The organism is Pseudomonas sp. B329, assembly GCF_023127835.1.
Classification (GTDB): domain Bacteria; phylum Pseudomonadota; class Gammaproteobacteria; order Pseudomonadales; family Pseudomonadaceae; genus Aquipseudomonas; species Aquipseudomonas synxantha_A.
Window position 1 is genome coordinate 101113 of record NZ_SPKP01000052.1, and the last position, 22713, is coordinate 123825.

At 57.6% G+C, this 22713-nt stretch carries 19 protein-coding genes; 12 read left to right on the forward strand and 7 right to left on the reverse strand.

Annotation, left to right across the window (positions count from 1 at the left end; all coding sequences use genetic code 11):
- The first annotated feature begins 9 nt into the window (after positions 1 to 9).
- Both trkA and E4P00_RS22475 read left to right on the forward strand, forming a co-directional pair.
- On the forward strand, positions 10 to 1383 hold the full coding sequence (trkA, locus tag E4P00_RS22470) for a Trk system potassium transporter TrkA (protein WP_032878602.1): 1374 nt from the start codon (positions 10 to 12) through the stop codon (positions 1381 to 1383).
- A gap of 18 nt (positions 1384 to 1401) precedes the next feature.
- Positions 1402 to 1713 (forward strand): tetratricopeptide repeat protein, encoded by a 312-nt coding sequence (locus E4P00_RS22475; RefSeq protein WP_032878603.1) that lies wholly within the window; start codon positions 1402 to 1404, stop codon positions 1711 to 1713.
- A gap of 134 nt (positions 1714 to 1847) precedes the next feature.
- On the opposite strand, the gene E4P00_RS22480 is transcribed toward E4P00_RS22475, so the two are convergent.
- Positions 1848 to 2735, reverse strand: a complete 888-nt coding sequence (locus E4P00_RS22480; protein ID WP_005783378.1) for a lysophospholipid acyltransferase — start codon at positions 2733 to 2735, stop codon at positions 1848 to 1850.
- Positions 2736 to 2775: 40 nt separating this feature from the next.
- On the reverse strand, positions 2776 to 3333 hold the full coding sequence (tag, locus tag E4P00_RS22485; RefSeq protein ID WP_005783377.1) for a DNA-3-methyladenine glycosylase I: 558 nt from the start codon (positions 3331 to 3333) through the stop codon (positions 2776 to 2778).
- A gap of 81 nt (positions 3334 to 3414) precedes the next feature.
- Here tag and glyQ point away from each other — a divergent pair, with 81 nt between their 5' ends.
- The 4 genes from glyQ (at position 3415) to E4P00_RS22505 (ending at position 7811) form a co-directional block, all read left to right on the forward strand.
- On the forward strand, positions 3415 to 4368 hold the full coding sequence (glyQ, locus tag E4P00_RS22490) for a glycine--tRNA ligase subunit alpha (protein ID WP_003213601.1): 954 nt from the start codon (positions 3415 to 3417) through the stop codon (positions 4366 to 4368).
- A complete protein-coding gene (gene glyS / locus E4P00_RS22495) occupies positions 4365 to 6419 on the forward strand; it encodes a glycine--tRNA ligase subunit beta (RefSeq protein WP_248133104.1) in 2055 nt (684 codons plus the stop codon). Before glyQ ends, glyS begins: the two co-directional genes overlap by 4 nt.
- A gap of 2 nt (positions 6420 to 6421) precedes the next feature.
- Positions 6422 to 6958 (forward strand): D-glycero-beta-D-manno-heptose 1,7-bisphosphate 7-phosphatase, encoded by a 537-nt coding sequence (gmhB, locus tag E4P00_RS22500; RefSeq protein WP_163002115.1) that lies wholly within the window; start codon positions 6422 to 6424, stop codon positions 6956 to 6958.
- A gap of 82 nt (positions 6959 to 7040) precedes the next feature.
- Complete coding sequence (locus tag E4P00_RS22505; RefSeq protein ID WP_005783374.1) at positions 7041 to 7811, forward strand: lysophospholipid acyltransferase family protein; 771 nt, start codon at positions 7041 to 7043, stop codon at positions 7809 to 7811.
- Between the two features lie 181 nt (positions 7812 to 7992).
- Here E4P00_RS22505 and E4P00_RS22510 read toward each other — a convergent pair whose 3' ends face one another.
- Entirely contained in the window at positions 7993 to 10272 is a 2280-nt protein-coding gene (locus E4P00_RS22510) for a CHASE2 domain-containing protein (RefSeq protein WP_078822735.1), read from the reverse strand.
- Between the two features lie 372 nt (positions 10273 to 10644).
- Here E4P00_RS22510 and E4P00_RS22515 point away from each other — a divergent pair, with 372 nt between their 5' ends.
- On the forward strand, positions 10645 to 11367 hold the full coding sequence (locus E4P00_RS22515) for a response regulator transcription factor (RefSeq protein WP_005783372.1): 723 nt from the start codon (positions 10645 to 10647) through the stop codon (positions 11365 to 11367).
- Between the two features lie 103 nt (positions 11368 to 11470).
- On the opposite strand, the gene gyrB is transcribed toward E4P00_RS22515, so the two are convergent.
- From gyrB to dnaA, 4 genes are read right to left on the reverse strand one after another with little or no spacing between them, the layout of a single operon-like run.
- Positions 11471 to 13888, reverse strand: coding sequence for a DNA topoisomerase (ATP-hydrolyzing) subunit B (gene gyrB, locus E4P00_RS22520; protein WP_248133107.1), 2418 nt, complete (start codon positions 13886 to 13888; stop codon positions 11471 to 11473).
- 4 nt (positions 13889 to 13892) lie between these two features.
- Positions 13893 to 14996 carry a DNA replication/repair protein RecF gene (gene recF, locus E4P00_RS22525; protein ID WP_032878606.1) on the reverse strand — a complete coding sequence of 368 codons (1104 nt, stop codon included), beginning with the start codon at positions 14994 to 14996 and terminating at the stop codon, positions 13893 to 13895.
- A gap of 20 nt (positions 14997 to 15016) precedes the next feature.
- Positions 15017 to 16120, reverse strand: a complete 1104-nt coding sequence (dnaN, locus tag E4P00_RS22530; protein WP_005783345.1) for a DNA polymerase III subunit beta — start codon at positions 16118 to 16120, stop codon at positions 15017 to 15019.
- A gap of 38 nt (positions 16121 to 16158) precedes the next feature.
- Positions 16159 to 17676: a chromosomal replication initiator protein DnaA gene (dnaA, locus tag E4P00_RS22535; RefSeq protein ID WP_032878608.1), complete on the reverse strand. Its 1518-nt coding sequence runs from the start codon at positions 17674 to 17676 to the stop codon at positions 16159 to 16161.
- Positions 17677 to 18251: 575 nt separating this feature from the next.
- On the opposite strand from dnaA, the gene rpmH reads away from it, so the two are divergent.
- The 5 genes from rpmH (at position 18252) to mnmE (ending at position 22180) form a co-directional block, all read left to right on the forward strand.
- Complete coding sequence (gene rpmH / locus E4P00_RS22540; RefSeq protein ID WP_003213577.1) at positions 18252 to 18386, forward strand: 50S ribosomal protein L34; 135 nt, start codon at positions 18252 to 18254, stop codon at positions 18384 to 18386.
- A gap of 16 nt (positions 18387 to 18402) precedes the next feature.
- A complete protein-coding gene (gene rnpA, locus E4P00_RS22545) occupies positions 18403 to 18807 on the forward strand; it encodes a ribonuclease P protein component (RefSeq protein ID WP_003177079.1) in 405 nt (134 codons plus the stop codon).
- A complete protein-coding gene (gene yidD, locus E4P00_RS22550; protein WP_019816912.1) occupies positions 18800 to 19045 on the forward strand; it encodes a membrane protein insertion efficiency factor YidD in 246 nt (81 codons plus the stop codon). The genes rnpA and yidD overlap by 8 nt, the downstream gene beginning before the upstream one ends.
- Positions 19046 to 19047: 2 nt before the next feature.
- Positions 19048 to 20730 (forward strand): membrane protein insertase YidC, encoded by a 1683-nt coding sequence (yidC, locus tag E4P00_RS22555; protein ID WP_005792609.1) that lies wholly within the window; start codon positions 19048 to 19050, stop codon positions 20728 to 20730.
- Between the two features lie 79 nt (positions 20731 to 20809).
- The gene (mnmE, locus tag E4P00_RS22560) at positions 20810 to 22180 is read left to right on the forward strand and encodes a tRNA uridine-5-carboxymethylaminomethyl(34) synthesis GTPase MnmE (protein WP_078822692.1); all 1371 of its coding nucleotides are present in this window, start codon (positions 20810 to 20812) and stop codon (positions 22178 to 22180) included.
- Positions 22181 to 22713: the final 533 nt, after the last annotated feature.

Genomic DNA, 22713 nt, shown 5'->3' on the forward strand with positions numbered 1-22713 from the left:
AGTGACCGGATGAAAATCATCATCCTTGGGGCAGGGCAGGTCGGAGGCACGCTGGCCGAACACTTGGCCGGCGAAGCCAACGACATCACCGTGGTCGACACCGATGCCGAGCGCCTGCGCAACCTGGGCGACCGCCTGGACATTCGCACGGTACAAGGCCGGGCGTCGTTTCCAACGGTGCTGCGTCAGGCGGGTGCCGACGATGCCGACATGCTTGTGGCGGTGACCAACAGCGACGAGACCAACATGGTCGCGTGCCAGGTCGCTCATACGTTATTCCACACCCCAACCAAGATCGCCCGGGTGCGCGAAGCGGCCTACCTGACTCGCGCCGGCCTGTTCGATAATGACGCTATTCCGGTGGACGTATTGATCAGCCCGGAACAGGTGGTCACCCACTACATCAAGCGCCTGATCGAAATCCCTGGCGCCTTGCAGGTGATCGACTTCGCCGAGGGCAAGGCGCAACTGGTGGCGGTAAAGGCGTACTACGGCGGGCCGTTGGTGGGCCAGCAACTGCGCCAGCTGCGTGAGCACATGCCAAACGTGGAAACCCGTGTGGCCGCGATTTTCCGTCGTGACCGGCCGATCCTGCCCCAGGGCGACACGGTGATCGAGGCCGACGACGAAGTGTTTTTCATCGCCGCCAAGGCGAATATTCGTGCAGTCATGAGCGAAATGCGCAGGCTCGACGAGAGTTACAAACGCATCGTCATCGCAGGCGGCGGGCAGATCGGCGAGCGGTTGGCCGAGGCCATCGAAAGCCGCTACCAGGTGAAGATCATCGAGATGAGCCCGACGCGTTGCCGGCATTTGTCCGACACCCTCGACAGCACTGTCGTACTGCAAGGCAGCGCCTCGGACCGCGACCTGCTGATGGAAGAAAACATCGCCGACGCCGATATCTTCCTCGCCCTGACCAACGATGACGAAGCCAACATCATGTCGTCGTTGCTGGCCAAGCGGCTGGGGGCGAAGAAGGTGATGACCATCATCAACAACCCGGCCTATGTGGACCTGATCCAGGGCGGCGATATCGACATCGCCATCAGCCCCCAACTGGCGACCATCGGTACCTTGCTCGCCCACGTGCGGCGTGGCGATATTGTCAGCGTGCACTCCCTGCGCCGGGGTGCGGCGGAAGCCATCGAGGCGATTGCCCACGGTGATTCGAAGTCGAGCAAAGTGATTGGCAAGGCCATCCGCGATATCGGCCTGCCGCCGGGTACCACCATTGGCGCAATCATCCGCGATGAAGAAGTGATCATCGCCCACGACGACACGGTGATCGCCACCGCAGACCATGTGATTTTGTTCCTTGTGGATAAAAAACATATCCGCGATGTAGAGAAGCTGTTCCACGTGGGCTTGAGCTTTTTCTGATCAAACGGAGTGACCGACATGCTCGAATCCCTGGAAAAAATGCTCGCCAAGGGTGTGGATAATTCGCTGCTGCGCTTCGGCTTGGGCAAGGGTTATCTGGACTTGAAAGACAACGCCAAAGCCGCCGAGCATCTGGGCAAGTGCCTCGAGTTCGATCCGAAGTATTCGGCGGCGTGGAAGCTGTTGGGCAAGGCGCACCAGGCGCAGGGTGACAGTGCCTCAGCACGACAGGCGTGGGAAAAAGGCATTGAAGCGGCCCAGGCCCACGGCGACAAGCAGGCCGAAAAAGAGATGACCGTGTTCCTGAAGAAACTCGATCGACAGGCTTGATACAGGACTAAATGTGGGAGGGGGCTTGCTCCCGATGCCAGTGTGTCAGCCAATGCATATTTGACTGAACCACCGCTATCGGGAGCAAGCCCCCTCCCACATTGTTTCTATATCGGTCTTGAGTCAGGTGTGAATCAGTACCACCGCGCCTCACCCGGCGGGCGCTTCTTGAAGCGCTTCATGCTCCACATGTACTGGCTCGGGTAGGCGCCCACATAGCGCTCCACCACTTTGCTCATCGCCGCGCAGGAGGTGGCGGTGTCGGTGCTGTACATGTCTTCCGGCGCCGCTTCCAGGATCACTTTGTAGCCTGAGCCGTCCGGCAGGCGCAACGCGTGCAGGAATACGCCAACAGCCTTGTGGCCCGCGAGCATGTTCGGCACGAATTTGCTGGTGAGGGCCTGGGTGGCGAAAAACGGTACGAAGATGCCGGCGGACTCGGCTGGTTCCGGGTCGGCAGGAATGCCTACCTGGCCGCCTTTGCGCACTTCCTTGATCACGCTGAGAATGCCTTCCTTGGTCGACGCCGCCACGCGGTTGCCCAATTGCACGCGTTGTTTGCGCAGCAGTTCGTCCACCGCCTTGAGCTTGGGCGGGCGATAGAAAATGATCGGTTTGCACTGGCTGCAATAGAAGTGGTTCAGCACTTCCCAGTTGCCCAGGTGACTGGTGATACCCACCACGCCTTTGCCCGAGGCCAGGGCTTGGTGCAGCACTTCCAGGCCCTCGACTTCCCGCACCAGGTCGATGGAGCGCTGGGCTGGCCAGATCCACGCGCAAGCACTTTCGGTCAGGGACTTGCCGATGTCCATCAGGCTGCGGCCCACCAGGCGCTCGCGCTCGGCCGGGTCCATGTCCGGGAAGCACTTGGAAAGGTTGATCCGCACGGTGTCGCGGGAGCGGTTGGGGGTTTTCCACATGATCCAGCCGATGCCCGTGCCGACGGCTTGTACGGCGCGCCAGGGCAGCAGGGCAAACAACCGGAGAGCGCCTACCAGCAAGGCGCCTTTAAACTTTTCCACAGGTCACTCCTGATCGTGTGTGGTGCGCAAAACCGGCATTCTAACCGGCGTTGACCAAGTCCGCGTAACGGTCACAGTCCTGGGTGTGGTCCATGACCATGCCCGAGGCCTGCATGAAGGCGTAGCAAATGGTCGGCCCGACGAAGGTGAAACCGGCTTTTTTCAAGGCGCGGCTCATGGCTTCAGCCTCGGGTGTAATGGCCGGGACGTCGCTGCGATCCTTGAAGTGATTGACCTTGGGTTTGCCGCCGACAAATGACCACAGCAACCCCACCGGGTCTTCCAGCGCCAGCCAGGCCGCCGCGTTGCGCCGTGTAGCGTTGAGCTTCAAGCGATTGCGCACGATGCCCGGATCCTGCATCAGCGCCTCGATTTCTTCATCGCTTAACCGCGCCAGACGCTGCGCATCAAAGCCGAACAAGACCTTTCGATAATGCTCGCGTTTGCGTAAAACAGTGATCCAGGACAGACCCGCCTGGAACCCTTCGAGCAAAAGCAACTCGAACAAACCCTGCGCATCGCGCAGCGGCGTTCCCCACTCTTGATCGTGATAAGCCATGTACAGCGGATCTTCAGAACACCAAAAGCAGCGTGGCATAAGGCTCCAGGGAGTGGTGGCGGGGCCGAATCGGGTATACTCCCGCTCTTTAAATCGCAGCCCAAGTAACAGGTGAATTTCGTGAGCCAGCCTACGCCAGCCGTGCGTACCTTCCAAGACTTGATCCTCGCCCTCCAGCAATACTGGGCCGAGCAAGGTTGTGTGGTACTTCAGCCCTACGATATGGAAGTAGGCGCCGGCACTTTCCACACCGCTACATTCCTGCGGGCCATCGGCCCGGAAACCTGGAACGCCGCTTATGTGCAGCCCAGTCGTCGCCCGACTGACGGCCGCTACGGCGAAAACCCGAACCGTCTGCAGCACTACTACCAGTTCCAGGTGGTATTGAAGCCCAACCCGGACAACTTCCAGGAACTGTACCTGGGCTCGCTCAAGCATGTGGGCCTGGACCCACTGGTGCACGACATCCGTTTCGTCGAAGACAACTGGGAATCGCCAACTCTGGGCGCCTGGGGCCTGGGCTGGGAAGTCTGGCTCAATGGCATGGAAGTGACGCAGTTCACTTACTTCCAGCAAGCCGGCGGCATCGAATGCTACCCGGTGACCGGCGAGATCACCTACGGCCTGGAGCGTCTGGCCATGTACCTGCAAGGCGTGGATTCGGTCTACGACCTGGTATGGGCTGACGGCCCGTTCGGCAAGGTGACTTACGGCGATGTGTTCCACCAGAACGAAGTGGAGCAGTCCACCTACAACTTCGAACACGCCAACGTCGAGAAGCTGTTCGAACTGTTCGACTTCTATGAAAGCGAAGCCAAGCGCCTGATCGAACTCGACCAGCCGCTGCCGTTGCCAAGCTATGAAATGGTGTTGAAGGCGTCCCATACCTTCAACCTGCTGGACGCCCGCCGTGCCATCTCGGTAACTGCGCGCCAGCAATACATCCTGCGTGTGCGCACGCTGGCACGTTCCGTCGCCCAAGCCTATTTGCTGGCTCGCGCCAAGCTGGGCTTCCCGATGGCAACCCCTGACCTGCGTGATGAAGTGTTGGCTAAGCTGGAGGCTGCACAATGAGTGCTCAAGATTTCCTGGTTGAACTGGGCACCGAAGAGCTGCCACCCAAGGCACTCAATACCCTGGCCGATGCATTCCTGGCCGGTATCGAAAAAGGCCTGCAGACTGCCGGCCTGAAGTTTGAAGCCAAAAAAGTCTACGCCGCGCCGCGCCGCCTGGCTGTGCTGCTGACCGCGCTGGAAACCCAGCAGCCGGACCGCAACATCAACCTGGACGGCCCACCGCGCCAGGCAGCTTTCGATGCCGAAGGCAACCCGACACAAGCCGCCCTTGGCTTTGCCAAGAAATGTGGCGTAGAGCTGAGCGAGATCGACCAGAGCGGCCCGAAACTGCGTTTCAGCCAGGTCATCACCGGCAAGCCGACCGCCAGCCTGCTGCCGACCATCGTTGAAGACTCCCTGAACGACCTGCCTATCCCCAAGCGCATGCGCTGGGGTGCGCGCAAGGAAGAGTTCGTACGTCCGACCCAATGGCTGGTAATGCTGCTCGGTGACCAGGTCATCGATTGCACCATCCTCGCCCAGAAGGCTGGTCGTGATTCCCGTGGTCACCGCTTCCATCATCCCGAAAGCGTGCGCATCACTTCGCCGGCCAACTACCTCAACGACCTGCGCGCCGCTTACGTATTGGCCGATGCCAACGAGCGGCGCGAGTTGATCAGCAAGCGTACCGAAGAGCTGGCCCGCCTGCAGGAAGGCACCGCCATCGTGCCGCCAAGCCTGCTGGACGAAGTGACCGCCCTGGTGGAATGGCCGGTGCCGCTGGTGTGCTCGTTCGAAGAGCGTTTCCTCGACGTGCCACAAGAAGCGTTGATCACCACCATGCAGGACAACCAGAAGTATTTCTGCCTGCTGGACGCAGACGGTAAGTTGCTCCCGCGCTTTATCACCGTGGCCAACATCGAAAGCAAGGACCCGCAGCAGATCATCGCCGGTAACGAGAAAGTCGTTCGCCCGCGCCTGACCGATGCCGAGTTCTTCTTCAAGCAAGATAAGAAACAGAAGCTCGAAGACTTCAACCTGCGCCTGCAAAACGTGGTGTTCCAGGAAAAACTCGGCAGCGTCTACGACAAGGCAGTACGGGTTTCCAAGCTGGCCGCCTACATTGCGCCACGCATTGGCGGCGATTCCGCCTGGGCTGCGCGTGCAGGCTTGCTGTCCAAGTGCGACCTGGCCACCGAGATGGTCGGCGAGTTCCCGGAGATGCAAGGTGTCGCCGGCTACTACTACGCGCTCAACGACGGCGAACCGCAAGATGTCGCCCTGGCCCTGAACGAGCAGTACATGCCACGCGGTGCCGGCGCTGAACTGCCGACCACCCTGACCGGTGCAGCCGTGGCGATCGCCGACAAGCTGGATACCCTTGTGGGTATCTTCGGTATCGGCATGTTGCCAACCGGCAGCAAAGACCCGTACGCCCTGCGCCGAGCGGCCCTGGGCGTGCTGCGTATCCTCATCGACAAGAAGCTCGACCTCGACCTGACCCAGGCCGTGGTGTTCGCCGTCGGCCAGTTCGGTGCCAAGGTCAAGCAAGCCGGCCTGGCCGAACAAGTGCTGGAGTTCGTGTTCGACCGCCTGCGTGCGCGCTACGAAGACGAAGGCGTAGATGTGTCGGTGTACCTGTCGGTACGTGCCCTGCAGCCGGGTTCGGCGCTGGACTTCGACCAGCGCGTACAAGCCGTGCAGGCCTTCCGCAAACTGCCGGAAGCCGATGCACTGGCCGCCGTGAACAAGCGTGTGTCGAACCTGCTGAGCAAGGCCGAAGGCCTGGGCAATGCCGACGTCGACCCTGGCCTGTTTGCAGACGCCAAGGAGTTTTCGCTGAACTCGGCCATCGCCAAGGCTGAAAACGCCGTGAAGCCGCTGATCGCCGAGCGCAACTACGCCGAAGCATTGGCGCGCCTGGCCACCTTGCGTGAGCCGGTGGATGCGTTCTTCGAAGCCGTGATGATCAATGCCGAAGATGCCGGCGTGCGCAAAAACCGCTACGCCATGCTGGCGCGCCTGCGTGGCTTGTTCGTCAATATCGCTGACATTTCGACGCTGAGCTGACCATGTTGAAACTGCTGATTCTCGATCGGGACGGAGTGATCAACTACGACTCCGACGCTTACATCAAGTCGGTGGCGGAATGGATTCCACTGCCCGGTTCGATCGAGGCCATCGCGCAGTTGAGCAAAGCTGGCTGGACAGTGGCGATCGCCACCAACCAGTCCGGCATCGCCCGTGGTTACTACGACATCGCCACCCTGGACGCCATGCACGCACGCCTGCGCGCGTTGGTGGCCGAGCAGGGCGGTGAGGTGGGGCTGGTGGTGTACTGCCCCCACGGGCCGGATGAGGGCTGCGATTGCCGCAAACCCAAACCCGGCATGTTGAAAACCATTGCAGAACATTACAAGGTGCCCTTGGCTGGGATATGGTTCGTCGGGGACAGCCTCGGTGACCTGGAGGCGGCCAAAGCCGTCGACTCTCAGCCAGTTTTGGTTAAGACCGGGAAAGGCGAAAAGACCCAGGCGAAAAACCTGCCGGTAGGCACCTTGATTTTTGACGATCTGGCGGCCGTTGCCGCAGAACTTATCAACAACTAGCCGCCCTCGACTTCCTGACCAAGGATTGTTCGGGAGTGCGCTTTTAACAGGCGGGCCGTGTCCCGCAACGGTAAATGCCGCCATGTCGATCTTGCAGGCCATCAGAACCTTTTTCTTTTACCTGCTGCTGGGCACCAGTTCGTTTCTCTGGTGCACCCTGAGCTTTTTTATTGCCCCCTTCCTGCCGTTCAAGGCGCGTTATCGCTTCATCAACGTTTATTGGTGCCGTTGCGCGTTGTGGCTGAGCAAGGTGTTCCTGAACATCCGTTTTGAGGTCAAGGGCGCAGAAAACGTCCCGGACCAACCCTGCGTGATTTTGTCGAACCACCAAAGCACTTGGGAAACCTTCTTTCTTTCCGCGTACTTCTCGCCCCTGAGCCAGGTGCTTAAGCGTGAACTGTTGTACGTACCGTTCTTTGGCTGGGCCATGGCCATGTTGCGCCCGATCGCCATTGACCGTGACAACCCCAAGGCGGCGCTCAAGCACGTGGCCAAGAAGGGCGACGAGTTGCTCAAGGACGGCGTCTGGGTACTGATCTTCCCCGAAGGTACGCGTGTGCCCTACGGCACCGTAGGTAAGTTCTCACGGGGCGGTACGGCATTGGCGGTCAACGCCAACCTGCCGGTGCTGCCCATTGCCCACAATGCCGGCAAGTTCTGGCCGAAGACCGGCTGGGCCAAACGCGCTGGCACCATCACCGTGGTTATAGGCGAGCCGATGTACGCAGAAGGCGAGGGGCCGCGTGCGATTGCTGCACTGAACGACCGCGCCGCTGCATGGAATGAAGCACAGCAGCGAGCCATGGGTTCCCTGCCTCCTGAGCCCTTGGTAGTCGAGACCCCGGCGATTTGAGGATCTGTGGATAACCTGTGCACGCTTTGTTGGCGAATTGGCTTTTTTGATTCATAACCTTATGATTTAGCTGCATATTTCTGAAGGTCATAAAATCTCGAAAAACGTGCATAAGTTTTTTCTTCATAAAAAAACCGGTCCTTGTGACCGGTTTTTTATGCACAGCAGAAAAGTCGGTTTTTTAGTCTTCCAACTGCGGCAATAACAGGATGAATGTCGAGCCCTTGCCCAGCTCACTTTCACAAACGATGCGTCCACCGTGCCGTTCCACCACGGCCTTAACCATCGTCAGCCCCAGTCCAAGACCGTCACTGCCCTGGGCCGAATCGAAACGCCGGTATTGGCTGAACAGTTCCGGTAAATCCTCGGGGGCAATCCCCGGCCCCTGATCGCTGATGCGGCATTCCAACCACCCCTGTGCACTGCCGTGTCTTAACCTGACGGTAGTGCCGGAAGGGGAGTATTTGATCGCATTCTCCAGCACGTTGAACAACGCACGGGTGAGCAGTGATTGATCGGCATGGATCATGGCTTCATCCGCCTCATCCAGGTCGTGGACCAGGTGGATGCCCTTGAGTTGCGCAATCACCGCCACTTGATCAAAGGCGTCCATCACCAGCATGGCGAACAAGGTAGGCTGGAACTGGTAACCGTCAGCCTCGGCCTTGGCCAATTGCACAAAGGATTCGGTAAGGCTCAAGGCCCGTCGGACCTGTTGCTCGACCTGGGCAAAGACTGGCGATTCGCCGTTATGCACATCCAGCAGGGCGAGGATCGCCGAATGGGGTGCGCGTAGGTCGTGGGAGAGGAAACGCAGCATGGTCTCGCGATGCTGCTGGGCTTCTCGCTCCTTGCTCAGGTCCGTCAGGCTCAACAACCAGCCGAGGGCGAAGTCACCTTCGGCCGGAAGCAAGGGCGCAAGCTCCATCCGCAGACTGCGCTGGTGGATATCGCGGAACTCAACCAATTCCAGTGCTGACAGGGCAGGGCGTACGCCGTTATGCAGCGGGGGATAACCCAGATCGGCGAGTTGTTCGATGAGGTTTGAATTGACCAGGTCGTTACCGAACACATCACGGGCTACACGGTTGGCCAACAGAATATTGCCCTGTGGGTCGGTTATCAGCGTAGCCACCGGCAGGCACTCCAACCCGTCAGCCATAAAGCGCCGCGTATCACGCGTACGACTGACTGCCTGCTCAAGGGCAAAGATCCGCCCCTGCAACACATCACCCTTGCTGGCGGGCGCACGACGACGCTCCGGCAGCACCTTGGGCTCGTTATCCAGCCGCGCCAGTTCCCAACCAAAGTAGGCCAGGATGACGCTCAGGCGCCGCCAGTTCCAGATGAGATAGCTGAGTAACAGCCCGATCAAACACGCGGCGGGAGACCACCAATGCCCAAGGCGCAGCAATGCCCATGAGCCCACCAGCGCCGCGGTCATGCCACCCAGGGTCATCCACAGGGCGTAGCGAGGGCGATACAGCAGAAGGCCCAGCAGCAAGGTCACCAGGGATGTCGCCAACAGGGCAGCAAGCCATCCGGGCAGGTCGACAATGCTGCGTCCCTGCAACAGACCATTGAGGATATCGGCCTGGATTTCCACTCCTGCGGTCGTGCCGACGGTGGAGGAGAGCGGTGTCACAAAACGATCGGCCATTCCATACGCCGTGGCACCTATCAGAATCAGCCGGCCGCGCAGTGTTTCGGGAGGTACCTCGCCGCGTAATACGCTGAGGTAGGACACGCTGGGAAAGTGGTCATCTTCCGAGGTGAAAGGCACGCGGATTTCATGCTCTTGATGCCACTGCTGGCTGCTGGGCTCCTGGGTCAGGCCCGGCATTACCGGTGCTTGCTCACTCAGCGCAAACGCCAACCATGCCAATTGAGGGAGCGTGCTTCCCGGCGGGCCTTCACGCAGATACACGCTGCGTACGATGCCGTCGCTATCCGCTTCGACGTTGATATGCCCCACGCCCTTGGCGCACTTGAGCAACGGTGACAGCGGCTCTCCTGGCAGGCTGGGACTTACGCTGCTATCACCGACGATGGGCAGCAGTACATTGCCAGCATTGCAGACCGCATCAGCCAACCGTCGTCCATCGGCCCCCTTGCTAGGTTCGCTGAAGACTACGTCAAACAGAATGCCTGCCGGCTGGGCGGCGCTAAGGCGTTCAATCAGATCTGCATGCACGCTGCGCGGCCACGGCCATGGGCCGAGTACTTCCAGGCTGGGCGCATCAATGGTGACCAGCAGAATCCGTGGATCCACCGGTAAAGGTGTCAGGCGGCGCAGGCTGTCGTAGAGAGGGTTATTCAGTGCCAGGCCCGGGCTCAAGGACAGGTAAACGGTAAAGGGCAGTAACACCAGCCCGATCAACAACCATTCACGGACCAACCCGTGGAATAACAGCTGTGCCTGGGAGGGTTGGCGTTTCTCGGCTTTGCGCCATAGTTTCACAGGGCTACCGCCGAAAGTATGCGAAGGCATTGATGGTCATCGGATAAAGGTGTCATAGGCCCGCTCCCTTTCCATGTGGTGACGTTCAACAGTGTTCTGAAACCAGTGAAGCTTATTTCGGTCTCAGTTGAGGACTTTACCCAGAACCGTGCAACAAACCATACCTCACCTTGTTGCAGGGCAGGGGTATGAGCGAGTCCTTTTCCTCACAGACAGGAGCCGGTATCTTTGCTTTGAGCATCACGGGATCTTATCAGCGTATCGAGAGATACAAGGATCGTAGAATCCGCCCATAATTGTTCAGATTCAGAGGCTGGCTTTGCACAGTCGCCACTCATTAAAGCAGTCGTATTTTTTGTAGGAAGGACCCCAATGCGAGTCGCAATACTGGATGACGAGCCCGCCGAGTTGCGACGGGTGGAACAGACACTGCGACAGATTCCCAGCACTGCGGAACAGCCATGGTCGCTGCATTTCTTTGAGCGCGGCGAAGACCTGCTGCGCCAACTGCGGCGGGAAACCTTTGACCTGCTGATCCTGGACTGGCAACTGCCGGATATCTCGGGCATTGCCTTGTTGCGCTGGACCCGCGAACACATGGAATCGCCCCCCGCGGTAATCATGCTCACCAGTCGCGATGCCGAAAGCGATATCGTCACCGCATTGAACAGCGGCGCAGATGATTACGTCAGTAAACCCTTTCGCCCCAACGAGCTCAAAGCACGCGTCAGCGCCGTCCTGCGACGTCACGGCTTACAGAAGTCGGCTACCCAGGAAGTACAGAGCTTTAATGATCTAACCTTCGACGATGCCGAACTGACCGTCACCCGCGCAGGCAAACCCATTAACCTGACAGAACGGGAATACCGCCTGGCCAGTTGCCTGTTTGCCAACCTGGCCCGGCCGCTGTCTCGCGAGTACCTGTATGAGCGGTTTTGGAGCCATGAGGAAATGGTCTCGTCACGGCCTTTGGATACCCATATCTACCGTCTGCGTAACAAGCTCGGGCTGACGGCGGATCGCGGCTGGCAGCTGTTGACGATCTATGGATATGGGTATCGTTTGGAGAGTGTGGCGACAACGGCGCAAAGTTGAAATCTTGATGTTCCACGTGGAGCATTTTAAAACGCTTAACCATCACCCAATAAAAAAGGCCAACGCTAAGCGTTGGCCTTTTTGTTCAAGCAGGTTTACCTGATCAGAAATCCAGGTTAGACACCGCCAAGGCGTTGCTCTCGATGAAGTCACGACGAGGCTCGACCGCATCACCCATCAGGGTGTTGAAGATCTGGTCTGCGCCAATGGCGTCTTCGATGGTCACACGCAACATACGACGCTGAGCCGGGTCCATGGTGGTTTCCCACAGCTGATCCGGGTTCATCTCGCCAAGACCTTTGTATCGCTGGATGGTATGGCGCTTGGTGCTTTCAGCCATCAGCCAGTCCAGGGCTTCCTTGAACTCTTTGACCGCTTTCTTGCGCTCGCCACGCTGAATGTAAGCACCATCGTCCAGCAGGGTGCTCAGTTGCGCGCCGAGGGTAACGACCGTTTTGTAATCGTTGCTGCCGAAGAAGTCGCGGTTGAAGGTGACGTAGTTGGACAAACCGTGGGAGATCAGTTCGACCTCCGGCAGCCACACGTTACGTTCGCGGTCTTCGCGCAGGCTGGCTTTGTACACCAGGCCAGACTTCTCAACGGTACGCAGACGCACTTCGTACTGGGCCAGCCAATCCTGCATGGCGGCGTGATCGCCCAACTGCTCCAGGCTCACGGCCGGCAGGTAGATGAAGTGCTCGGTCAACTCCTGAGGATACAAGCGCGACAAACGCTTGAGCGTCTTCATGACCATACGGAAGTCGTTGACCAGACGCTCCAGCGCCTCACCGGAGATGCCCGGGGCTTCGTCGTTCAGGTGCAGGCTGGCATCTTCCAGGGCCGACTGCGTCATGTATTCTTCCAGGGCGTCGTCGTCTTTGATGTATTGCTCTTGCTTGCCTTTTTTCACCTTGTACAACGGCGGCTGGGCAATGTAGATGTAGCCACGCTCGATCAGCTCTGGCAGCTGACGGAAGAAGAACGTCAGGAGCAGGGTACGGATGTGCGAACCGTCGACATCAGCATCGGTCATGATGATGATGTTGTGGTAACGCAGCTTGTCGATGTTGTACTCATCACGGCCAATACCGCAGCCGAGTGCAGTGATCAAGGTGCCGACTTCCTGAGAGGAAATCATCTTGTCGAAGCGCGCCTTCTCAACGTTGAGGATCTTGCCCTTCAACGGCAGGATGGCCTGGGTGCGACGGTTACGACCCTGCTTGGCGGAACCGCCAGCAGAGTCACCTTCCACCAGGTACAGTTCGGAGAGGGCAGGGTCCTTCTCCTGGCAGTCAGCCAGTTTGCCAGGCAAGCCGGCGATATCCAGCGCGCCTTTACGACGGGTCATCTCACGGGCTTTACGCGCGGCTTCACGGGCGCGGGCAGCATCGATCATCTTGCCGACAACCAGCTTGGCCTCGTTGGGGTTTTCCAACAGGAAGTCGGAGAAGTACTTGCCCATTTCCTGTTCAACCGCGGTCTTCACTTCGGAAGACACCAGCTTGTCTTTGGTCTGGGAGCTGAACTTCGGATCCGGAACCTTGACCGAGATAATCGCCGTCAGGCCTTCACGGGCATCGTCACCGGTGGTGGCGACTTTATGCTTCTTCGCCAAACCTTCCGCTTCAATGTAGGTGTTCAGGTTACGCGTCAACGCAGAACGGAAACCCACCAGGTGAGTACCGCCATCGCGCTGGGGAATGTTGTTGGTGAAGCACAACAGGTTCTCGTTGAAGCTGTCGTTCCACTGCAGGGCGATTTCCACGCCGATGCCGTCTTCACGCTGGATGTTGAAGTGGAACACTTGGTTGACCGCAGTCTTGTTGGTGTTCAGGTATTCAACAAACGCACGCAGGCCGCCTTCGTACTTGAACAACTCTTCCTTGCCGCTGCGCTCATCCTTGAGGACGATGCCAACACCGGAGTTGAGGAAGGACAGTTCACGAATCCGCTTGGCCAGGATGTCCCAGCTGAAGTGGATGTTCTTGAAGGTCTCAGCCGATGGCTTGAAGTGGATCTGGGTACCGGTGGTTTCACTGTCACCAACGATTTTCATCGGTTCCTGCGGCACACCGTGGACGTAAGTCTGTTCCCAGATCTTGCCGCTACGGCGAACGGTGAGAATCAACTCTTCGGACAGAGCGTTCACTACCGACACACCTACACCGTGCAAACCGCCGGATACTTTATAGGAGTTGTCGTCGAATTTACCGCCGGCGTGGAGCACGGTCATGATGACCTCTGCCGCCGAAACGCCTTCTTCTTTGTGCACGTCTACCGGGATGCCACGACCGTTGTCACGCACGGTAATGGACTCATCCGGGTGGATGATAATGCTGATGTCGTCGCAGTGACCGGCCAGAGCTTCGTCGATGGAGTTATCGACCACCTCGAACACCATGTGGTGCAGACCGCTACCATCATCGGTGTCGCCAATGTACATACCGGGACGTTTGCGTACGGCATCCAAACCTTTCAGCACTTTAATGCTGGTCGAGTCGTACGTGTTTTCTTCGCTCATGCCTTCACTCCCGATGGTCGTGGGTCTGGGTGATACGGCCTTGTTCCACGTGGAACAAAGCGACTGGCGTTTCCGTCTGCCAGCCTTCCCTCAATAATTCGTGGTCTACACAGGTAATGAATACCTGGCAGCGTAAGTCTTCCAACAAGCGGCATAGCGAACGGCGGTGCTGCTCGTCGAGCTCCGACGGCAAGTCATCCACCAGATAAATACACTGACCGCGCCTTGCCTGGCTAACCAAGTGCCCTTGCGCAATACGCAGCGCACACACCACCAACTTCTGCTGGCCGCGGGACAAAATATCCGCAGCATTATGTGCACCTAATCTAAGGCGCAAATCAGCGCGTTGGGGGCCGGCCTGGGTGTGTCCGATTTGCTGATCCCGCTGCAGGGACGTCGCAAGCACAGCACTGAGCTCACGGTCTTTGTCCCAACCTCGGTAGTAACTCAGCGTCAGCCCCTCGAGGTCCAGTAACTCGCTCAAGGTCTGCTCAAAGACTGGTTTCAAGGCTTTGATATAGGCACGACGGTATTCATCTATTTCGTCGCTGGCCAGGCACAGCTCTCGGTCCCAGGCTGCTTGCGAAGCGGCGTCAAGTGTACCATGCCGCAGCCATGAGTTCCGCTGCCGCAGGGCCTTCTGCAGGCGCTGCCAAGTGGCCATGAAGCGGGGTTCCACGTGGAACACACCCCAATCCAGAAATTGGCGGCGGATTTTCGGTGCACCTTCCAACAGGCGGAAGCTGTCGGGGTTGATCAACTGCAACGGCAGAATTTCTGCCAGTTGTGCGGCACTGCGCGCATTTTGCCCGTCGATACGAATCTGAAACTCCCCGCCGCGATCGCGGGATATCCCCAGTGCGCTCTGACCACCCTCCGCCAACTCGACTTGGCCAAACACTGTACACGCCAACTGTTCGTACTGAATCACCGGCAACAGGCGGGCACTGCGGAAGGAACGGGCCAGCCCCAACAAGTGGATAGCTTCCAGCACACTGGTTTTGCCACTGCCGTTGGCGCCATGGAGGATATTGATGCGGGGGGAAGGGGAGAAGGTCACCGGGTGCAGATTACGCACCGCGGTGACAGAGACGCGACTAAGGGACATCTAGCTTCTGCTGAGCATGATTACAGGCGCATCGGCATGACAACGTAAGCCGAGTCGTCGTTATCGGATTCTTGCACCAGGGCGCTGCTGTTGGAGTCCGACAGGATCAGGCGAACCTGTTCGGTAGTCATGACGCCCAGCACGTCCAACAGGTAGCTCACGTTAAAGCCGATTTCCAGAGAGCCGCCGTTGTAGTCGACGCCCACTTCTTCTTCTGCCTCTTCCTGCTCCGGGTTGTTGGCCTGGATTTTCAATTGCCCGTTGGCCAATTGCAGGCGAATACCACGGTACTTTTCGTTCGACAGAATCGCAGTACGGCTGAACGCTTCACGCAAGGCCTGGCGATCGCCAATCACCAGCTTGTCGCCACCTTTAGGCAACACACGCTCGTAATCCGGGAACTTGCCGTCAACCAATTTGGAGGTGAAGGTGAACTCACCAGTGGTCGCGCGGATATGGTGCTGACCCAACACGATGCTGACATTGCCGTCCGGCTCGGTGAGCAAACGCGCCAACTCAAGGATACCTTTGCGCGGAACGATCACCTGGTGACGATCAGGCTGGCCGATATCGGCACGCATCGAGCACATCGCCAGACGGTGACCGTCAGTGGCAACCGCACGAATGATGCCTTCGGATACTTCCAGCAACATGCCGTTAAGGTAGTAGCGCACGTCCTGCTGGGCCATGGCGAAGCTGGTGCGCTCGATCAAGCGACGCAGCTTGCTTTGCTCCAGGCTGCACGTCAGCGAGCCTGGCCCTTCTTCCACGGTTGGGAAGTCATTGGCCGGCAAGGTCGACAGAGTGAACCGGCTACGGCCAGCCTTGACCACCAATTTTTGCTCATCGACCTTGATGTCAATCAGCGCATCGTTGGGCAGGCTTTTGCAGATGTCCATCAGCTTGCGCGCCGGCACAGTGATTTCGCCGGGTTCGGCGGGCTCTTCAAGCTGCACACGACCAACCAGCTCGACTTCCAGGTCGGTACCGGTCAAGGACAACTGCTGGCCTTCGACCACAAGTAATACGTTGGAGAGCACCGGCAAGGTCTGTCGGCGCTCGACGACGCCTGCGACCAGTTGCAGGGGTTTCAACAGGGCTTCGCGTTGAATGGTGAAATGCATGGTCTAGTCCCTTGCCTTAATAAGCTGCGCTGGTGTCATCACGTAGTCAGTGTACGCAGCAGGTTCTTGTAGTCCTCGCGAATATCCGCGTCGGATTCCTTAAGTTCGTTGATTTTGCGGCAGGCGTGCAAGACCGTGGTGTGGTCGCGACCGCCAAACACATCGCCGATTTCCGGCAGGCTGTGGTTGGTCAGCTCCTTGGAGAGAGCCATAGCCACCTGACGCGGGCGTGCAACCGAGCGCGAACGGCGCTTGGACAGCAGGTCGGAAATCTTGATCTTGTAGTACTCGGCCACGGTGCGCTGGATGTTATCCACACTCACCAACTTGTCCTGCAGGGCCAACAAGTCTTTCAGGGATTCGCGAATCAACTCAATGGTGATATCACGGCCCATGAAGTGCGAGTGAGCGATGACCCGCTTGAGCGCGCCCTCCAGCTCACGCACGTTGGAGCGAATGCGTTGGGCAATAAAGAAGGCAGCGTCGTGAGGCAGATCAACCTTTGCCTGATCGGCCTTCTTCATCAGGATCGCAACCCGGGTTTCCAGCTCCGGCGGTTCCACCGCAACGGTCAGGCCCCAGCCGAAACGCGACTTCAGGCGCTCTTCCAAGCCTTCAATTTCTTTCGGGTAACGGTCACTGGTCAAGATGACCTGCTGGCCACCTTCGAGCAGGGCGTTGAAGGTGTGGAAAAACTCTTCCTGGGAACGTTCCTTGCGAGCGAAGAACTGAATGTCATCGATCAGCAAAGCATCAACGGAGCGGTAGAAACGCTTGAACTCGTTGATCGCATTGAGCTGCAGGGCCTTGACCATGTCAGCCACGAAGCGCTCCGAATGCAGGTACACGACCTTGGCGTTCGGGTTCTTCTTTAATAGGTGGTTACCTACGGCGTGCATCAAGTGCGTCTTACCCAAGCCAACGCCACCATAAAGGAAGAGCGGGTTGTAACCGTGCTTGGGGTTATCGGCGACTTGCCAGGCAGCTGCACGGGCCAGCTGGTTGGACTTGCCCTCGACGAAGTTCTCGAAGGTGAAGGTGCGGTTCAGATAACTGGTGTGCTTGAGCCCACCCTCAACCTGCACAGTGCGCTGTTCGGCACGAACGGGAGCCTGCTGGGAGCTGGCGCCTGCCATCGGATCGAAGCTGTCGCGAGACGGTTCTTCATGCTCTGGCGCATTTTTTTGCGCAGAGGATTTGGACGACGTTGCAGCAGGTGCAGTAGAAGCAGCAACCGGTGCCGCTGCCGCCTGGGCTTGCGATGCCGCTGCAGCCAAAGGCGCGTTCGGCGCAGCACGGGGTGCTGAGCTACGTTTGCTGCCTATTAATAAGGAGAGCACGGGCGCGAGGCCATTGCCATGTTCATCGAGCAATTCGAGAACGCGGCTCAGGTACTTCTCATTGACCCAGTCGAGAACAAAACGATTGGGTGCGTAGACACGCAACTCGTCGCCTTCGGCTTCGACCTGTAGCGGACGGATCCAGGTGTTGAATTGCTGGGCAGGCAGCTCATCGCGCAAAAGCTCCACGCACTGCTGCCAAAGTTCCACTGACACGGATATCCCCTAAGTTGAAAGCCGGTGAGGCAAAAACAGCCGCCATTGTAGCGACCAGCCGCCCACTTATCCACATGTAGGTTGCTCACAGGGCACCCAAAATCAATGTGTTAACCGCAGAAAAGGCGACCAATGGTCTGTGCATAAGCTCTGTGGATAAGCCACCCTGAGCTCGTTGCACAAGTGGGGGCAAAAGTCTGTGGGTAACCGGCCTGTGGATAACAACCCATTCCACGCACAGCTTATCCGATAGCGCAGCACAGGCAGAGCACTGCTTCTCCCCCGTGTTGTCATTCTCTGTACAGCACGCAGAATAAGGGCTAAAGGCAGTTATCCACAGATGATCTCCTGGCTAGCTTTTATAAGCTTTACAGAAAAGCTTTAAATAACTTCCTTCTTTATTTTTATATCTATGGCATAGCGGATGAAAGCAGAACGGCTCGGAAGGCGGCAAAGATCTAATTGAAGGAAAAGCTGGTTGGAAATTGACCTAGAGGCTTGCTTTCTCTAGAATCGCCGGTCTCTTAAAACGGGGGCCATTCCGGCCCGTTGTGGACGAACCAGGTAACAACGCCATGAAACGTACTTTCCAACCAAGCACCATCAAACGCGCCCGTACTCACGGCTTCCGTGCTCGCATGGCTACCAAGAACGGCCGTGCTGTCCTGTCGCGTCGCCGCGCCAAAGGTCGTGCGCGTCTGGCAGTTTGATAATCCGGTACTGGTGGTGAGTCAGGACTTCAGTCGGGAAAAGCGTCTGCTTACCCCCCGGCATTTCAAGGCAGTCTTTGACTCCCCCACCGGCAAGGTTCCGGGGAAAAATCTCCTGCTCCTTGCGCGTAACAACGATCTTGATCACCCCCGTCTCGGGCTGGTGATTGGCAAGAAGAGCGTCAAGCTCTCCGTTGAGCGCAATCGCCTCAAGCGTCTGATGCGCGAATCGTTTCGCCTCCACCAGGACACTCTGGTTGGTTGGGATATTGTTATCGTCGCGCGCAAAGGCTTGGGTGATGTAGAAAACCCCGAATTGATTCAGCATTTCGGCAAGCTCTGGAAACGTTTGGCTCGTACCCACAAGCCAGCACCAGCAGTCAGCACCGAAACTGTAGGGGTAGACAGCCTTGATGCGTAAACTGGCAATCGTTCCGATCCAGTTTTATCGCTATGCCATTAGTCCTCTGATGGCCAGCCACTGTCGTTTCTACCCCAGTTGTTCCTGCTACGCGTTAGAGGCCATAGAAAATCATGGTCTTCTGCGCGGTGGCTGGCTGACCTTTCGTCGTTTAGGTCGCTGTCATCCGTGGAATCCCGGTGGTTATGACCCGGTTCCACCTATCCCTACCTCCCGTTCTTCTTCGATGGCCGAGTAATCATGGATATTAAACGCACAATCCTGATCGTCGCCCTGGCAATCGTGTCCTATGTCATGGTCCTTAAATGGAACCAGGACTACGGCCAGGCTGCCCTGCCGACTCAGAATGTTGCTACCAATCAGGCTGCGCCGGCTATTCCGGACACCCCGCTGGGTAACAATGCGTCCGCGAGTGCCGATGTTCCCAGCGCGAATGGCGAGACAAGTGCCCCGTTAGAAACGCCAGTGGTCACCAACAAAGACCTCATCCACGTGAAAACGGATGTGCTCGACCTGGCTATCGACCCACAAGGTGGTGATATTGCACAGCTGAAGCTGCCGCTTTATCCACGTCGCCAGGATCATCCGGATGTTCCGTTCCAGCTGTTCGATAACGGCGGTGAACGTACTTATCTGGCGCAAAGCGGCCTGACCGGCACCAATGGTCCGGATGCACGTGCTACCGGTCGTCCGGTTTATTCGACCGAGCAAAAGACTTATCAACTGGCAGACGGCCAGAACCAGTTGAACGTCGACCTGAAATTCAGCCTCGACGGCGTCAACTACATCAAGCGTTTCAGCTTTACCCGTGGTTTGTACGATCTGAAGGTCACTTACCTGATCGACAACACCAGCGACAAAGCCTGGAGCGGCAACCTGTTTGCCCAGCTCAAGCGTGACGCCAGTTCCGATCCGTCTTCCAGCACCGCCACCGGCACCGCGACTTACCTGGGCGCCGCCCTGTGGACAAGTAACGAGCCGTACAAAAAAGTGTCGATGAAAGATATCGACAAGGGCACGCTGAAAGAAACCGTCCAGGGTGGCTGGGTAGCGTGGCTGCAGCACTACTTCGTGACCGCCTGGATTCCGAACAAGGGTGACGCGAACCTGGTTCAAACCCGCAAGGACAGCCAGGGCAACTACATCATTGGGTTCACTGGCCCGGCGTTGACCGTCGCTCCAGGTGCCAAGGCTGAAACCAGCGCTACCCTGTACGCCGGTCCTAAAAGCCAGGCCGTATTGAAAGAGTTGTCCCCAGGTCTGGAACTGACTGTGGATTACGGCTTCCTGTGGTTCATTGCCCAGCCGATCTTCTGGCTGTTGCAACATATCCACAGCATCGTCGGCAACTGGGGCTGGTCGATCATCTTCCTGACCATGCTGATCAAGGGGATCTTCTTCCCACTGTCGGCAGCCAGCTACAAGTCGATGGCGCGTATGCGTGCCGTTGCCCCGAAACTGGCGGCACTGAAAGAACAACATGGCGATGACCGGCAGAAAATGTCGCAGGCCATGATGGAGCTGTACAAGAAAGAGAAGATCAACCCGCTGGGTGGATGCTTGCCTATTCTGGTACAGATGCCGGTGTTCCTGTCGCTGTACTGGGTACTGCTGGAAAGCGTGGAAATGCGCCAAGCGCCGTTCATGCTGTGGATAACTGACCTGTCGATCAAGGACCCGTTCTTTATCCTGCCGATCATCATGGGCGCGACCATGTTTATCCAGCAGCGTCTGAACCCAACCCCGCCGGATCCGATGCAGGCCAAGGTAATGAAAATGATGCCAATCATCTTCACCTTCTTCTTCCTGTGGTTCCCTGCTGGCTTGGTACTGTACTGGGTGGTCAACAACGTGTTGTCGATCTCTCAACAGTGGTACATCACACGTAAGATCGAGGCGGCTACCAAAAAAGCCGAGGCGTAATTTACTCTGTGGATAACCACTCAAGACGCCCCCTAGTGGGGCGTTTTGCTTTCCGTCACTTTTGTTCTGGAACCTGCTGATGAGCGCTCCTCGTGAAACCATCGCTGCTGTCGCCACCGCTCAGGGCCGAGGCGGAGTCGGTATCGTTCGAATTTCCGGCCCCTTGGCGGGCGTTGCGGCCATGGCAATCAGTGGCCGAGAGCTGAAACCCCGTTATGCCCATTACGGCCAGTTTCTGGATGCTGACCAAAGCGTATTGGACGAAGGCTTGGCGATCTATTTTCCGGGACCCAACTCTTTCACCGGTGAAGATGTCCTGGAATTACAGGGGCACGGTGGTCCTGTGGTCCTGGATATGCTCCTGCAGCGTTGCTTGCAACTGGGTTGCCGCTTGGCACGGCCTGGGGAATTCAGCGAACGGGCATTTCTGAACGACAAGCTCGATTTGGCCCAAGCCGAAGCGATTGCGGATTTGATCGAAGCGAGTTCTGCACAGGCTGCACGTAACGCTTTGCGCTCATTGCAGGGGGCTTTTTCCCTGCGTGTGCATAACTTGACCGAGCAATTGATCAGCCTGCGTATTTACGTCGAAGCGGCGATTGATTTTCCCGAAGAAGAAATCGACTTCCTCGCGGATGGCCATGTGTTGGCGATGTTGGATAAGGTCCGTGAGGAATTATCCACAGTCCTGCGTGAAGCCGGGCAGGGCGCCTTGCTACGCGATGGCATGACGGTGGTGATTGCCGGGCGGCCCAATGCCGGAAAATCCAGCCTGCTCAACGCCCTGGCAGGACGCGAGGCGGCCATTGTCACCGAGATTGCCGGCACTACCCGGGATATCTTGCGTGAACATATCCACATCGACGGTATGCCGCTGCACGTGGTGGACACCGCTGGTTTGCGCGACACCGACGACCAGGTGGAAAAGATCGGCGTGGAGCGTGCGCTCAAGGCTATCAGCGAAGCTGATCGTGTTTTGCTGGTGGTAGATGCCACGGCACCGGAAGCTGTGGATCCTTTTGCGCTGTGGCCAGAATTCCTCGAGCAACGACCTGACCCGGCCAAAGTCACCTTGATTCGTAACAAGGCCGACCTGACGGGTGAAGCGATTGCCCTGCAAACCAGTGAGGATGGCCATGTCACTATCAGCCTGAGCGCCAAAGCGGCAGGTGACGGCCTGGAATTGCTGCGTGAGCATCTCAAGGCCTGCATGGGCTATGAACAGACCTCGGAAAGCAGCTTCAGTGCACGTCGCAGGCATCTTGAGGCACTGCGCCATGCCAGTGCCGCCTTGGAGCACGGCCGGGCGCAGCTGACCTTGGCGGGTGCTGGGGAGCTGCTGGCTGAAGATTTACGTCAAGCACAGCAACTGCTGGGAGAAATTACCGGCGCGTTCAGCTCGGACGATTTGCTGGGCAGGATCTTCTCCAGCTTCTGCATCGGTAAATAGACCTTCGTTGTCCACAGACAGGCCATTCGCGCCTGTCTGTTCAGCCCGTTTCAGGGCAACCCCATCATTTTTTGACTGACTCGCCGAGCAATCGGTGTTTTTCCGTGCGCGCTATTCGCCTCGGCTGGTACTTTTCTGTGGATTAAACCCTGTGAGTAACCGCGCCTGTGCCCAGTTGATAACAGGGCTTGAAACCTGAGTAAAAACCCGTCTGTGGATAACCATCACTTTAATCCACAGGCTTAAAGCACTTATCCAAGGGCCTCATTGGCACATGACCACAGACTTTTGAATCGCTGTACACATTGAATATAAAGGGCTGTAGAGATCTATCCACAGAAACGTTGCTCAGTAGAAATAAACATAAAAACAAAGATTTAATAAATTTCTCTCTTTTAATTTCTATTGTCTGTGATTCATCCACAGCTGGTTAAATTTTGTGCAAAGGGTTCTTTAGGAAGGGCGAAGTCCCTATACTTGCCGCCATAGCTCCAAAACTCTTTCAACAGACAATTCCTGATTACCTACATAAG